General features: G+C 65.0%; 11 protein-coding genes. 4 read left to right on the top strand and 7 right to left on the bottom strand.

Going from position 1 to position 14202, the window contains the following annotated elements; translation table 11 throughout:
• Positions 1–9 precede the first annotated feature (9 nt).
• From THSYN_RS31350 to THSYN_RS31340, 3 genes are all read right to left on the bottom strand, one after another.
• Positions 10–1035: a chlorophyllide a reductase iron protein subunit X gene (locus THSYN_RS31350; RefSeq protein ID WP_100923000.1), complete on the bottom strand. Its 1026-nt coding sequence runs from the start codon at positions 1033–1035 to the stop codon at positions 10–12.
• Positions 1032–1973, bottom strand: a complete 942-nt coding sequence (bchC, locus tag THSYN_RS31345) for a chlorophyll synthesis pathway protein BchC (RefSeq protein ID WP_100923311.1) — start codon at positions 1971–1973, stop codon at positions 1032–1034. Before bchC ends, THSYN_RS31350 begins: the two co-directional genes overlap by 4 nt.
• A 288-nt stretch (positions 1974–2261) precedes the next feature.
• A complete protein-coding gene (locus THSYN_RS31340) occupies positions 2262–3131 on the bottom strand; it encodes a polyprenyl synthetase family protein (protein ID WP_100922999.1) in 870 nt (289 codons plus the stop codon).
• 336 nt (positions 3132–3467) lie between these two features.
• Between THSYN_RS31340 and THSYN_RS31335 the strand changes: the two genes are divergently transcribed.
• Positions 3468–4859 carry a BCD family MFS transporter gene (locus THSYN_RS31335; protein WP_100922998.1) on the top strand — a complete coding sequence of 464 codons (1392 nt, stop codon included), beginning with the start codon at positions 3468–3470 and terminating at the stop codon, positions 4857–4859.
• 163 nt (positions 4860–5022) lie between these two features.
• Here the strand turns inward: THSYN_RS31335 and THSYN_RS31330 are convergent, their stop codons facing one another.
• From THSYN_RS31330 to crtD (THSYN_RS31320), 3 genes are all read right to left on the bottom strand, one after another.
• Positions 5023–5934 (bottom strand): carotenoid 1,2-hydratase, encoded by a 912-nt coding sequence (locus tag THSYN_RS31330; protein WP_100922997.1) that lies wholly within the window; start codon positions 5932–5934, stop codon positions 5023–5025.
• Positions 5931–7418 carry a 1-hydroxycarotenoid 3,4-desaturase CrtD gene (crtD, locus tag THSYN_RS31325; RefSeq protein ID WP_100922996.1) on the bottom strand — a complete coding sequence of 496 codons (1488 nt, stop codon included), beginning with the start codon at positions 7416–7418 and terminating at the stop codon, positions 5931–5933. The genes THSYN_RS31330 and crtD (THSYN_RS31325) overlap by 4 nt, the downstream gene beginning before the upstream one ends.
• Before the next feature lie 136 nt (positions 7419–7554).
• Positions 7555–9048 (bottom strand): 1-hydroxycarotenoid 3,4-desaturase CrtD, encoded by a 1494-nt coding sequence (gene crtD, locus THSYN_RS31320; RefSeq protein ID WP_100922995.1) that lies wholly within the window; start codon positions 9046–9048, stop codon positions 7555–7557.
• Positions 9049–9653: 605 nt separating this feature from the next.
• Here crtD (THSYN_RS31320) and THSYN_RS31315 point away from each other — a divergent pair.
• Positions 9654–10052: a hypothetical protein gene (locus THSYN_RS31315; RefSeq protein ID WP_100922994.1), complete on the top strand. Its 399-nt coding sequence runs from the start codon at positions 9654–9656 to the stop codon at positions 10050–10052.
• A gap of 174 nt (positions 10053–10226) precedes the next feature.
• Here THSYN_RS31315 and crtY read toward each other — a convergent pair whose 3' ends face one another.
• A complete protein-coding gene (gene crtY, locus THSYN_RS31310) occupies positions 10227–11408 on the bottom strand; it encodes a lycopene beta-cyclase CrtY (RefSeq protein ID WP_100922993.1) in 1182 nt (393 codons plus the stop codon).
• A 356-nt stretch (positions 11409–11764) separates the two neighbouring features.
• Between crtY and THSYN_RS31305 the strand changes: the two genes are divergently transcribed.
• The gene (locus THSYN_RS31305; protein ID WP_172965417.1) at positions 11765–13669 is read left to right on the top strand and encodes an FAD-dependent oxidoreductase; all 1905 of its coding nucleotides are present in this window, start codon (positions 11765–11767) and stop codon (positions 13667–13669) included.
• Positions 13670–14042: 373 nt separating this feature from the next.
• On the top strand, positions 14043–14183 hold the full coding sequence (pufB, locus tag THSYN_RS31300) for a light-harvesting antenna LH1, beta subunit (protein WP_020507020.1): 141 nt from the start codon (positions 14043–14045) through the stop codon (positions 14181–14183).
• Positions 14184–14202: the final 19 nt, after the last annotated feature.

Genomic DNA, 14202 nt, shown 5'->3' with positions numbered 1-14202 from the left:
TCGAATCTCTCAGGCGTCGTCGTAGATGACTTCGAGGGACGGTTTGGGCGCATAGGCCTTGCCGCGCATGTCCTCGATCGTGGCCGGCTCCAAGACTACATGGCGACCGACGTCGTCAGCCTTGAACAGGTCCAGCAGACCTTCCGGGCTCAGCGGTGTGGGGCGCTGGGGAATCGATTGCTCGACGTTGAGCGCGAGGGCCTCAAACAGGGGGCCCCAGGTACTGCCGGGGGCGCCGACGATCTGGTAGCTCGCGCTCTTACGACGGATCTCTTCGTTGGCGGGGATGCAGCCGAGCACCGGAATACCGACCGCCTGGGCGAAGGCCTGGGCCTCGCCGGTGCCGTCGTCCTTGTTGATGACCATACCGGCCACGCCCACGTTGCCGCCCAAGTTGCGGAAATAGTCCACGGCGCTGCACACATTATTGGCGACATAAAGCGATTGCAGGTCATTGGAGCCGACCACGATGACCTTTTGGCAGAGGTCACGGGCAATCGGCAGGCCGAAGCCACCGCAGACCACATCACCCAGGAAGTCGAGCAGGACATAGTCGAAGTCCCACTCGTGGAAGCCCAGGCTATCGAGCAACTCAAAGCCGTGAATGATGCCCCGCCCGCCGCAGCCACGGCCGACCTCAGGTCCGCCCAGCTCCATCGCGTAGACGCCGTCACGCTTGAAGCAGACATCACCGATGCGCACCGGCTCCCCGGCTGCCTTCTTCTTGCTGGAGGTCTCGATGATGGTGGGGCAGGCGCGCCCGCCGAAGAGGAGTGTCGTGGTGTCGCTCTTGGGGTCGCAACCGATCAGCAAGACCTTCTTGCCCTGCTGGGCCATCATGTAGGAGAGATTGGCAAGGGTGAAGCTCTTGCCGATCCCGCCCTTGCCGTAGATCGCGATGATCTGGGTCTGGCGGCCGGTCAGGGGAGTCGGCGCAGCCACGGCGGCACCCTGGGGCCGACCCGCGCCGCTCTGGCCCTCGCCTAGGTCGCGCTGGGCGAGCACCGGGCTGGTCTGGCCGGTGGGAATGGTCATGCGTCTGGCCTCCAGTCGAGGATCATCTTGAGGCAACGGGGATCGCCGAAGGCGGTCGGATAGGCCAGCGCGGCCTCCGCGGCCGGGTGGCGGTGGGTGATGAGGCCATCCAGCGACAAGGCCCCGGACTCGGCCAGCCCCTTGGCCTCGCGCAGGTCGGGCTCCTTGAACTCCGCTGCCACCCGCAGCCGCGGCTCGCGCTTGAAGGCCGGGGGAAACAGGAAGGACAGGGGCTCACTATAGAAGCCCGCAAGCACGATCTCCCCCTGCGGCGCCAGCCGGGCGATCAGCCGATCGAGCAGGCTCGCGTCGCCGCTCACGTCATAGATGGCGCGGTAATCCTGACGGGTATCGGCGTCCGGATGGCACACGCAATAGCCGACGGCACCGTCGGCGCGCCCCGTGTCGGTCTCCCAGACGACCGGCGGCTCGCCGCCCAGCGCCAGGGTGAGCCGTGCGATCAAGCGCCCGAGGACCCCGTGTCCGACGATGAGTTGGGGCAGTTGCGCCGGGGACGCCGCGAGGGCGTGGTAGGCCGTCGCGGCCAAGGCGAGCAGCACGCCCCGCTCGGCCAGGGCCGCCGCGATCGGCACGACGCGCGCACCCGGGACCACGATGCGCGCCGCGGCCCCGCCGAAGAGCCCGCGCACCGGACCGTAACAGTTGGCGCCCGGCACGAACACGGTCGCGCCCTCCTGGAGCCCGGAGCGAGCGCCCGCGATGGCGACCCGACCCACCGACTCATATCCCGGGACCAGGGGATAGCCCATCCCCGGGAAGCTGGGCATGCGCCCGGTCCAGAGCAGGCGCTCGGTGCCCGTGCTGATGCCGCTCCAGTCGATATCGACCACCACGTCCTCCGGGCCGGGAGGCGTGAGTTCGAGCCGCTCGAGGCGCAATTGCCCGGGCTGCGCGAAGACCACGGCGGTGGTTGTGATATTCACTCGGGTGCTCGGTCGTCTCTGGCGATTCGGGGGGACGCGGGGGCGGCCAAAATGGCGGCCCGCGAAACTTGTGTCAGTCTAGCCTTACTGCATCGGATGTCAACCAGTATTGACACTCGAATCCTCGGGTACGGGCGACCAGGCGGCGCGGCCGCAGGGGCGGCGCCTGGAGACCTCGCGCACCCTCGCGAAGCCGCTCCGGCTCAGCAGCGCGGTGAGTGCTGCGCTGGTGTGCGCACGCCCGCGGCCCATGGCCCGGACAAGCCGAACCCACAGGCGCCATCACGCGGCGAGCCGCGCGAGTTCCTCCGGTAAGATCCGCCGCGACTCGGCGGCGATCAGCGCCTGGAGGGCGGGCGCCCCGGGACAGGCGGGAACGGCATCGGTCGCACTGGCGACCAGATCCTTGAGCCGCCTCACGGCACCCTCGATACCCAACTCCTGGACGGCATTCGGGCGCCCCAGCGAGCTGTCGCGCCCCAGTGGTTTGCCCATCTCACGGCTGGAGGCCATGGCATCACCCAAGTCGTCCGCCACCTGATAGGCCTCGCCCAAACGCTCGCCGACCAGACGCCAGGACTCGGTCGGGGCCCCGACGGACTCGGCCCCGGCTACGGTGGCGGCGACGAACAACGACCCGGTCTTGGCGCGGTGGTAATCCTCCAGCACGACCTCGGACTCGCACTCCCAAGCCTGTCCGGCACAAATGCCGACCGGCGCACCGGTGCAGCGGGCGATCGTGGCCATGACCCGGCTGACGTTGGCCGGCGCCGCGATGATCCGGCGCGCGACAATCTCGAAGGCGAGTACGATCAGGGCATCCCCGGCCAACACCGCGAGTCGCTCCCCATAGGCACAGTGGACCGATGGCCGGCCGCGCCGCAGGGTGGAGTCGTCGAAACAGGGCAGGTCGTCATGCACCAGCGAGGCACAATGCAGAAGCTCGATCGCAGCGGCGGCGGCGTCCGTCGTCTCCGGGTCACTGTTGCCGCAGGCCCAGGCGACCGCCAGACACAGGCGCGGGCGGATCCGTGCCCCACCGGGAAATACCGAGTACCTCAAGGCCTGGGCGAAGCCGGGCGGACACCCCGGCCCCTGGGCGGAGACGATAGCCGCTTCCAGTGCCTGCTCGATACGCTGCGTCGGTTCCATGGTAGGCCCTCTCGTGGACGGATTCGGAGTCATCTGTACTTGTCGGTTGACATTTGCATGTGTCAGGTAAGATAGACATTTGCTCCCACCCAGTCAATCCACTTTCCCCCCAACCTGCGGATGCGGCGGGCACTGCTCCCCGCCCTCAGCTCCCCGCCCTCACCACGGTCCTGCGCGACACCGGCCAGGGCGCGGCGGCCGCGACCCTACGCGGTCGGGCCGCGCCGGTGCCGACAGGGAAGGGACGGCTGCCAGGCCGCGTCGCCTGAGCTGCAAACACCGTTGACGCTTGCACGCGAAGCCGTTACCCTTACGTTTTGACCAAGATAAGCGGCTATGAGTCGATTTGTTGACTTCGTGGTGCGTCTGCCCTTTGCAGACGTGGCCTCTGCGGAGCTTCCGTTGCTCCGAATCCTGCGCCTGTCGCTGTTTCAGGTCGCCGTGGGCATGGCGATGGTCCTCCTGTACGGCACCCTCAATCGTGTCATGGTCGTCGAACTCCACGTATCCACGTGGCTGGTATCCTTGATGGTCGCGTTGCCGCTGGTGTTCGCACCGCTGCGGGCACTGATCGGGCATCGCTCCGACTATCATCACTCGGCGTTCGGGTGGCGTCGCGTGCCGTACATCGCGCTGGGCAGTATGCTGCAGTACGGCGGCTTCGCCATCATGCCCTACTCGATCCTGATTTTGTCCGACCCGACCAACAAGATGCTCATCGTTGGACAAATCGCGGCCGCCGTGTCGTTTTTGATGGTGGGTGCCGGCATGCATACGGTACAGACCGCGGGCCTGGCGCTGGCGACGGACTTGGCGCCCGTCGCCAAGCGCCCGCGCGTGGTCGCGTTGCTCTATGCGGCGCTGCTACTCTCGATGGTCGGCGCGGCCCTGCTGTTCGGGCATTTGCTCGAGAATTTCTCGCACCAGAGACTGGTCGAGGTCGTCCACGGCGCGGCCCTGGCATCGATCCTTCTCTGTCTGGCTGCGGCCTGGAAACAGGAGGCCATCGATCTCAAGCGGGCGGTGGCCGACATCCCGCGCCCGCCGTTTCGCGAAACCTGGCAGGCTTTCCTCAGCGGCGGCCTCGCCAGTCGGCTGCTGATCGCCGTCGGACTGGGCACCGCCGCCTTCAGCATGCAGGAGATACTGCTTGAGCCCTATGGCGCGCAGGTCCTCGGCTTGACGGTGGCACAGACGACGTCGCTGACCGCATTGTTGGCGGGGGGCGGCTTGACTGCTTTTCTGCTGTCGGCTTATTTATTGAGCCACGGCGGCGACTCGTTCCGCATTGCCGCCGCCGGCGCGCTGATCGGTATCCCCGGCTTCGGCCTCGTCATCTTCGCCGCCACCGTCGATTCGCCCCTGGTATTTCGGATCGGTACCGGACTGCTCGGACTGGGCACCGGGCTGTTTAGCGTGGGTACCCTGACCGCGGCCATGGGGCTGGCGGAGACGGGCCACGCCGGTCTGGCACTGGGCGCCTGGGGGGCGGTGCAAGCGACCTGCCAAGGTGTCGCGATTGCTTTGGGCGGTTCGATGCGCGACCTGTTCAGCGGCTGGATGGCCGGAGGATCGCTGATCGCTCCCTCGCTCGCTTATCGACTGGTCTATGGCATCGAGATTGCGCTGCTGTTGGCGGCACTGGTGGCGATTGCGCCGCTGGCCCTGCGTAGGCAGCGCGATCAGCCCCGGGGGCCATCGCAATTCGGACTTGATCAGCTACCCTAGCCTTGGCGCTTGGGCCGATCCGCGGCAACGCCGCGGATCGCCCGCGCGGGGGTCCCTACGCCTTGTCACCCTCCGCTCCCGCCAGCGGCGAACCTGCGCGCCAACGACACACTCAGGCGGCGACCCCAACCCGACGAAGCCGCCGGGCGCTCAGGCCTCGGCGTCAGCGCCGGGGCATGCGGTAAGGCAGCAGATGCTGGACCCAGCGCGAGCGAAAACGGTCCAGCGACAGGCTCTCATGCACGGCGGTAACCGGCCGGTCCAGCAGGTGTGACGCGATCACTGAGCGCGAGTAGAATGGCGTGTCTTCCAACGTCTTGACAATCTTCGGCGGATGGTCTGCATCGGCTTGGCTGCTGCGCGCAACTTGCCAGATCGGTGTGCGCGGCAAGCGGTGGTTCGGCGGCGGCTCGAATTCGCTTAAGGTGCCGTCGGCTGCGAACCGCAAGGCCAGCGATAGCGGCCCGTCGCTGCGGCGGTCGACGTGATAAAGGATCGCACTCTCCTCCCCCATACTCGCCCGCGACCAGTCCCAGTAAACGAAGGCATCTTCGAGTGGCTCGGTGCCCCAGTTGCGATCGAAATAGGCGTGACCGCTCCAACTCAGGTCTGGCCGGGACAGTTCGACCTCGACGCGGGCGCTCGGCGCGATCGGGCGCCACTGATGGCGTCCGTTACTATCGAGGGTGAAGGCCCGCTCATTGACGAACAGCGGCGTCACGCGGATCCGGCCGCGCACCCGCTGCGGCAGTGGCGTGCCGATTTCGTCAATAGCGATGGTCAGCGTGCCATCGGCGTTCCAACGCAGCGCACTCGGCCCGATGGTCAGCGCGGCGGCTTCCTGGATCACCGCCTTCGACCGCCGCTCAGTCATGGTCCAACGCCGATGTGTGCCGTAGAGACAGACATTCAGTGAGCAATAGTCGTGCGGATTGTCCAGGCCGCGACGGCGGCCTCTGAAATAATACGGCGAAAACACGCTGCCGACGAATGCGATCAGCGTCAACCCGTGGCGCCCGTCGTCGCTCAGCGCATCGACATACCACCAGGCATAGCCCCGGGGACCGACGCTCACACCGAAGTCAGGTCCTGCAGCACGGCCTCCGCGGCCAAGCGACCGGAGATCGCCGCCATCGGCATCCCCGGACCCGGATGCACGCTCCCCCCCACCAGATAGAGCCCCGGCACCCGGCTGCGCGCCCCCGACCGGCTGAATGGCCCCCGCCATCCGTGTGAGGCCCGCCCGTACAGGGAGCCCCCCGTCGCCGGGAACATCCGGTTGAACTGCATCGGTGTAGTGACGACCGCGCTCTCCGGCTGCCACGCCAGGTTCAGGCCGCAACGTGCCAGCAGTTTGACTGTATTCTCCTCGCATGTAGTGATCTCCACGGAATCAAAAGGCTTCTGGTCGCCGCGCGGCGGCGCATTCACCAGACACAGCAGCCGCTCGCGGCCATCGACTGAAAGGTTGCCAAGATCATCGCGATCCTGCGCGCAGATGTAGACGGTCGCCTCGTCGGGCAGGCGACCGCGCTTGAAGATGGCATCGAATTCGGCCGCATAGTTGCGGCAGAAGAAGACGTTGTGCCGCACCAGCGGTAACCCCGTGGTCCGCGTATACAGGTTCCAGGTCACCGCCGACAACGAGCGCGACGCAACCGGCGTCGCACGCGCCGCGCGCTTGACATTCGGACCGAATAACCCGGCCGCGAGGGTGGCCACATCAGCATTGCAGACGATACCGTCAGCTTCAAGGCATTCTCCGTTGCTCAGTTGAACGCTGCGCGCCCGCCCCCGGCTGACGTCGATCGCACACACGTCAATCCCGTAGCGAAACCTGACGCCGCGCGCGGCGGCCAAGGCTGCCAGCGCTTGCGGTAAACGGTAGGTGCCGCCGTCAATCATCCAGACACCGGCTAACTCCACATGGGCCACGATACCGAGCGTCGGCGGGGCCTGGAACGGTGATGAGCCCACATAAGTCGCGTAGCGGCCGAACAACTGGCGCAGGCGTTGATCGGGAAAATAGCGGCCGAGATCGCGCCAGAGCGTCGAGTAGGGTCTAAGCCTGGCGACATTGAAGAGTCCGGAATCCAGCACCAGCGACAGCGGGGTCGGATTGGCCCGGTGGATAAATGCCTGCTCGAGGGTCCGGTACATGTCGCTTGCACGCGCGCAGAAGGCGCGAAAGAGCAGCGCCTGTTTGACGCCCGCAAAGCGGCCGATGGCGTCGGCAGAGCACTCGAGGTCGGCGTACAGGTCCAGCCGCTCATCCTCGCTCCACGCGTGCCGTGCAAGGATGTCGGCGCGGCGTAACGTCACATGCGCGTCCAGGGAGGTGCCGGCATAGGCAAACAGCTCCTCGAACACGGGCCGCATTGTGACCACGGTCGGTCCGGCATCCATCGCCGCCGCTCCAACCATGACTTGGCGAATCTTGCCCCCAGGGAATGCGGTGCGTTCAACCAGCGTGACATCCAACCCGCGCGCCGCCAGGCGCAATGCCGCAGCCAATCCGCCGATCCCAGCCCCGATGACGACAATGCGTTTCTCAGACATCGCTTCGGCATTCCCCTTGCGGCCCCCGGAAGGCGGCCGCGGTACGTCTGAGTCGGGTTGAGCAGTTCCAACCGGTCGAGCTATCGTAGGCCGGGCAGGTCAAAGGGTCTGAGTCCAGCCTCACTGCGACGCCTTATCAGTGCCCAGCGAGATCCGCGAGCACGGTAGCGGCCGCGATACCGCCCGAGATGGCCGCCATTGGTATGCCGGCCCCCGGGTGGACGGTCCCGCCCGCCAAGTACAGGCCGGGGATGCGGGTCTTGGCACCGGGGCGGTCAAACGATGCGCGCCAACCATGGGAGGCCCGCCCGAATACGGCACCGCCGGAGGCCGGGTAGCTCCGCTCGAAATGCGCGGGCGTCGTGATCACGGCCTCACAGGTTTGCTCCAGGGTCAGGCCGCAGTGCTCCAGCAGGCCAAAGACCCGCGCTTCGCACCGGCGAATGTCACTGTCGGCAATGGTTTGGGTGTCGCCCCGGGCCGGCGCGTTGACCACCAACAGTAGCCGCTCGGGACCTTGGGGAGCGGCAGCGTCGGGATTGCCCCGATCCTGCGCGCAAATGTAGACGGTCGGGTCCGACGGCAGCCGCAGCTCATCGAAAACGGCATGAAACTCCTGCGCGTAGTCCGGCGGGAAAAAAACGTTATGGTACTGGAGCGGGAAGCCCTGCGGCTTGGCCACAAGATTCCATGTGACCACCGAATGAGAGCGTTTGCCGGCAGCGACCGGCGGGATCGCTCGGCTCACCTGCCGGCCCATCAACCCGGCCCCGATGGCCGCCGCGTCACCGTTAAACACGACCACATCGGCGTCAAGATGCTCACCGCTGGCAAGCCGCACGCCGGCCACCCGCCCACCGCGCACGACGATTTCGGCGGCCGGCTCGCGATACCGGAACGTCACGCCGTGCTGCGCACCAAGCACGGCCAGCGCCTCCGGCAAGCGGTGAATTCCCCCCTCAATAGCATGCACGCCACGGCTTTCGACATCCGCGATCAGCATCAGCGTGGCCGGCGAAAGATATGGCGACGAGCCGACATAGGTCGCATAGCGTCCGAACAACTGGCGCAGACGCTGGTCTTTGAAAAAACCACCTAAGGCGCTCCACAGCGTCGTGAGTGCCTTGATCTGCATCAGCTCGCCGAGATCACTCACACCAAAACGGCCGAAGATCGAGATCGGGGTCGGCCGCGGCGAGAGCATGAACGGACCCTCCAGCGCGCTGAATACCCGCTTGGCATGTTGGGCAAACCGGAGAAAACCCGCGGCCTCGGCCGCGCCCGCGAACTCGCCGATGGCCTGCGCCGAACGTTCGTGGTCGGTATAGAGATCCAGCCGCTGATCCGGGCCCCAAGCATGGCGGGCAAGCACCACGGCGCGGTGCAACACGACGTGGTCGCGAAACGCCGCACCGGCCTCGGCGAAGATCTTCTCGAACACCCAGGGCATGGTCAGGACGGTGGGGCCGGTGTAGTAGCTGCGCTCGCCGCTATGTTGCTCGCGGAGCTTTCCGCCGCAGTGCGTACCGCGCTCCACCAGCGTCACGTTGAGTCCTTGGACCGCCAGCTTGAGCGCGGCGGTCAGGCCGCCCATACCGGCCCCAATGATGACGACTCGTTTCTTACCCATTGGCCCGCCTTGTCAGGTTACTACGCCGCCCAGTACAGAGCGTCTAAATTTAGAATCTGGATTCTGAACTTTCCAGTTTACAGGGTTTGCACCAACTTGGGCAACTGGTAAGCTAGCCCGGATACTTGATCGCAGGTCCGCGGGTAGGCCCGCACCGCCCATCGTTATTCTTGCGGCGGCCGTCATTGTGAGCTTCCGCTCCCGCCTTTATCCAGGAGGGGCGGCGGGGGTGGCGATCGGTGGATGTTTGCGGGCGCGCCCGACGATCGGCGCTAGGGCCAGCGAAAACGCCTGCCCCCAGGCGCCGGGGCCTGGGCCACGCCGGAACTGTCATCGTTCAGTTCCCCTTGGCTCGCGGCTCGACTCAGCAGCACAAGGCGCCGACTTTCTTGCCCCCTTGCCGGCGAGGGTTGAGGTGGGTGGGTTGAACCTGATCCAGAACACCAACACCTAATTATTGCATGGTTTGCACCAACTTGAGCGAATCGTTAGTATTGGAAGGTTTTCGCGCCCGCTTTAGGAGCGAGATCGCAGCATGCCGCCGACTCATCGTGAGCGCGCGGGTCAAACGCCTGAACATCATTTAAGTCAATGAGGGTCATCACATGAACTACGCGGGGAGACGAACTTGGCCGGACAAATCCAAGTCCTGGGAATACCTTGGGGCCGCCGAAAGCATCGAAGATTTCGCCTTGCGCTTCGCTACCGATTGCAGCCTCGACGCCAATACCGAGTTTGTGGTGATCGAAAAGGCGGGGGCCGAATCCGACATCCAGTTTTTCAAGGTCTCGCGCGTGGCGCCCTATGCCTTGATGCCGGCTGAACCGCGGGTCGAGGGTACGCAATCGGCTGGGCAGGCGCCCCCCCCGCAACTCACGAGCAGTCACGACATACGCAAGACACTGCTGGCGAACGCTCGGTTTTACCTCAAGGTCTGTTTCACCGCCGTCGCTTTCTTCGTGTCCGCCGCGTGGTTGATGCACATTTTCGGCTTGACCAAGTAAGCACGTCCGCCGCCGGAGGTGAGCCAAGCCGCGACCCGCGACACATTACTATCCATCCGGTGATGTGAGTTTATCAGCGCAGATACCGGGCAAGATCCCGCACGCCCCGGCGCGCCGCTGACGCGGGCGCTCCCGGGGCGCAACGGATACCAGGCGACTCCGGTCCCGCCCCCGCTATTCGCTGGTTACTGGCGGTTGTGTCTCTGGGCGTCGCGCCCACCCCTTCGGTGTCCACGGCGCCCCCACCCAGAGGATGCGCCACTGATCCGCCAGGGTGGTTTCCATCGCGAAGAAGCGGTGGATGACCGGGTCAGGCAGGAGATAGAACCGCTCCATGAGCTTGCGCCTCTGCGCATCATGGAAAAAGCCGAACATCAGCAGATTCAGGAAGGCGAAAAAGACCGCCTGGACACGCATGCGGCGAACGAGTCCCCGCCACTGCGGCCCAAAAACCTGTTCGATCGGCGTCTGCGAAAGGTGCTCGGCGAGACGGATCGCCGCCGCAAACGAGTAACCGGTACCGGGATTGAACCAGCCACCGGTGTACCCACCTTGAATCGGACCGCGGGCTTGCGGATTAAACACGTTGCGCGAGGGCATCGGCAGCACGCCGACCTCGGTACGCAAGACCCGCTCGATGTCCAACCCCATGGCGGCGGCATCGGCGACGAGCGGGGCGCGTAACGCGTCGGCGTCGATCTCGGGACTATTGGAAAAATAGGTGTCCTCGACAAGCACACGATCTGGTGCGAACGGTAGCACATACAGGAAGCGGAAGCCGTTCCTTTGGGTGCAGCGTGTGTCCATCAGGATCGGTGCAGTGATCGGCGCCGGGCGGCGCAGCTTGCACTCCAGGCCCAAGAACTTCTGGTAGCCGCCGCCGCTTGCGCCCGTGCGACTCTCCGGCCCACGGGCATCGATCACCAGGCGTCCGCGCAGCACCGTTCCGTCTTCAAGGGTGGCGGACGTTGCGTCGCTCGCCCGGACCCTGGCGCCGGTGCGGATCCGGATGTTGGGGTTGTCGACTTCCGCCTGCCTGAGCAGTCGCTCGAGGTGCTCAGAGCTCAATGAGCTGTAGGTGCCGCCGACCCAGCGCGACGACTGGTGGAAATACAGTTGGTACCCCGGCCAGGTATATTCGGCCACCGGCGCGGCCCACGACCTGGCCGCGACCGGCAGATCCAGCGCCTGAAACGACCAAATGTGATTACCGCCCAGGGACTGGTCCTGCTCCAGCATGAGCACGGTCGCGGTGGGGTTGCGCTTGGCCAACGCCAACAGGATCAGCGCATTCTGTAATCCCCCGCCAATGAGCAGATAATCGGCGTCGTTTTGCTCGGAAGGCCGTGATGTCATCGGGTGTACCTGTGGTCTTCGTAAAGGGATCGCCGCCGCGCGGTCCGCGGGGCAATGCGCCCGCACCGCGACGGGGGCGTCGCAGACATCGCCGGCCTGCGCGGCGCGGCGCTGCGATCGGCGATATCCGCGTCATGGTAGCATACGCACCGTCCGTTTCTCACCGCTGCGGCGACCCACGGTTAGCCTGCTCGCGCTTGACGGGGGTCAACGCTGGCGATCACCGTTTCGCCTAAACTGGCCGGTGGCCAGGGTCCGGGGTTCCGGGTTGCGGCTGGCACAACGACAGGATCGGTTTCCCCGGATTGGGGGAGGTCGAACGATCGAGGTCATTTGAAGAGAGTAAATTGTCAACCATGAAACGCCGCATTTTCCTTCGAAACGTCGGACTCGCGACATTGGCTGGAACAGCCGTGGGCGCTGCCGGCCTTGCTGCCATTCAGCCGCAGCGAACGATCCTGCCGTTCGCCGCCGCGGACAACGATGCGCTGCCGGAGCGCCCCGTCGTTGCGAAGCGGGTCCTGGTGGTCGGCGGCGGCCTGGCCGGCATCGCCGCCGCGTATGAATTACTGAAGCGCGGATTCGCTGTGATCTTGGTCGAGCGGGCGAGCCAACTCGGCGGTCGGCTGACCGGGTGGGAGGTGCAGGTCGAGGGCGAAACCATGGCCATGGAGCACGGCTTTCACGGCTTTTTCAACCAATATTATAACCTAAAGGGACTGCTCGCCGAGGCCGGACTGCTGAAACACCTGAAGCCGGTGCGCGATTACCCGATCCTCTTCAAGGACAAACCGATGGAGAGCTTCACCAATACCACGACGCTGTTTCCGTTCAACCTGCTCGCGGTCGTCGGCCAGGCCAAGTCCGTCTCCCTGCTGGATTTCTACCCGCCCTCCGACGCGCTGTATGAATTGATGCGCTACCAGCCGGAACGGACATTTCGTGAGTTCGACGGCGTCGACTTCAAGAGCTTTTGCCAGAATATCAACCGGCCCATGGTCGATACGATCATCGAACCCTTCGCGCATACCTCCTTCAATCAGTTCCATCAGTATTCGACCGCTGAAGGTATCCGTTTCTTTCATTTTTTCTACCTCGGCAACCCCGACGGCATGGGCTACGACCAAACCATCGACGACGCCATGACCTCGGTAGTCACACCTCTGAAAGACATACTGATTGCGTTGGGCGGCAAGGTGTTGACCGGCATGGAGGCCGAGCGCCTGGTGGAAACGGATGGGCGCATCACCAAGCTGGTCTTGCGGTCGGCGGGGAGTAGTCCGGGTGAAGCTCACCAGGTCCCGGCCAGCGCGGTGGGGGCCGACTGGCAACCGACCCGCTCCAGCTCCGGAGAGCTTTACTTCGTCAAGCGGGACGACCGCGGCGACTACGCAGCGCTGTCGAGCCGCTGCACGCACATGGGCTGTCCAGTTGCACTCGACCCAGCCACCGGCGGTTTCGCCTGTCCTTGCCATGGTGCTAAATATGATCGGCACGGCTTGCCGACCGCGGGTCCGGCCATCCTGCCCCTGCCTGCGGTGGCGGCAGAGTTGCGGGGCGATACCGTGCACCTGACGGCGGCGCCGCTCCAGCCTGCTACCGAATATGCCGCGGATTATTTCGTACTGGCCTGCGATGTACCTGGACTGAAGAATATCCTGGCCCATTCCGAGATCTCCGATCAGGCGCTGGTCAGCAGCGTCGCGCGCTTGGGCGTTGCCGACCCCTACATCGTCTGGCGCATCTGGCTCGACCGGGAGCTGCGCCCACAATACGTTCCTTTCTATACCGTCAGCGGCTACCGTTACGTCGACTCCATCGCCATCTACTCGCAGTTGCAGCCGGCGTACGAGGACTGGGCGAGGCGTCGGCGCGGCGCCGTCGTCGAGTTACATGCCTATGCCGTGGAAGCACATAACCTCCTGCCGGAAGCCGAAATCAAGCGGCTGATGCGGGCGGAATTGGACGAGCTGATCCCGGAATTGCAAGGGGCCGGAGTCATTCACGACATTTACATGATGCAGGAAAATTTCCCACGCTGGGCACCGGGCGACCATGCGGGGCGGCCGGGCGTCGCTACGCCCTTCGACAACCTGTTTCTTGCCGGGGACTTCGTCAGACTCGAGGTGCCGGCCAATCTGATGGAGGCGGCCACCATGACCGGCAGGATGGCGGCAAATCGTGTCCTGGCGGCGGAGCACCTGCGTGAGAACCCAATCCCGGCCGTGGCGCTGGTCGGTCCGTTGACGACGGGCACCTGACCCCGGCGGCGCCCATCGGGGAATACCTAACCCATTGTAACGACGGATCTTACTGCGATTGTCCCGGCTCGCCTCCAGCCGCCCACACCCTCCCCTTGGTCGTGGACGCGATGCGTCTGGCGCGCGGATCGCTAGGCCAGGCTTAATGTAAGCCAACCCTGACACAAATAAATGTCAGTTGGCCTTGACACAGGCGGCTACCGGGTTACAATAGCGCCTAGATCGCCGGGCTGTTCCAAGACGCAACCCGTCTCGAACAAATTAAGTCAGGATGCGGGGCGCCAGGGTGTTGCGATCTGGATCGACGGTGGGTGTCTCTGCCGCCATAGGCTGATGGGGACGGTTTTTTCACAACGTCTTTGAGGTTATGAAGATGAATTCTGGCAATATCTCGGGTCTGACCAACGAGCAGGCAAAGGAATTTCACGAGCATTGGAAGCATGGCGTGTGGAGCTGGGTGATGATCGCATCCGCTGTCCACCTGGTGACCTGGGCTTACCAGCCCTGGTTCTGATCAGACTTCGTCCAAACTT

The sequence above is a fragment of the Candidatus Thiodictyon syntrophicum genome, from assembly GCF_002813775.1.
Taxonomy (GTDB): domain Bacteria; phylum Pseudomonadota; class Gammaproteobacteria; order Chromatiales; family Chromatiaceae; genus Thiodictyon; species Thiodictyon syntrophicum.
Note: the sequence above shows the minus strand (reverse complement) of the source record. Positions and strands in the feature narration are given on the sequence as shown.

Coding starts and splice junctions, on each gene's coding strand:
- THSYN_RS31350 (WP_100923000.1), bottom strand. CDS start 1,035: ATGACCATTCCCACCGGCCAGACCAGCCCGGTGCTCGCCCAGCGCGAC.
- THSYN_RS31340 (WP_100922999.1), bottom strand. CDS start 3,131: ATGGAACCGACGCAGCGTATCGAGCAGGCACTGGAAGCGGCTATCGTC.
- THSYN_RS31335 (WP_100922998.1), top strand. CDS start 3,468: ATGAGTCGATTTGTTGACTTCGTGGTGCGTCTGCCCTTTGCAGACGTG.
- crtD (WP_100922996.1), bottom strand. CDS start 7,418: ATGTCTGAGAAACGCATTGTCGTCATCGGGGCTGGGATCGGCGGATTG.
- crtD (WP_100922995.1), bottom strand. CDS start 9,048: ATGGGTAAGAAACGAGTCGTCATCATTGGGGCCGGTATGGGCGGCCTG.
- THSYN_RS31315 (WP_100922994.1), top strand. CDS start 9,654: ATGAACTACGCGGGGAGACGAACTTGGCCGGACAAATCCAAGTCCTGG.
- crtY (WP_100922993.1), bottom strand. CDS start 11,408: ATGACATCACGGCCTTCCGAGCAAAACGACGCCGATTATCTGCTCATT.
- THSYN_RS31305 (WP_172965417.1), top strand. CDS start 11,765: ATGAAACGCCGCATTTTCCTTCGAAACGTCGGACTCGCGACATTGGCT.
- pufB (WP_020507020.1), top strand. CDS start 14,043: ATGAATTCTGGCAATATCTCGGGTCTGACCAACGAGCAGGCAAAGGAA.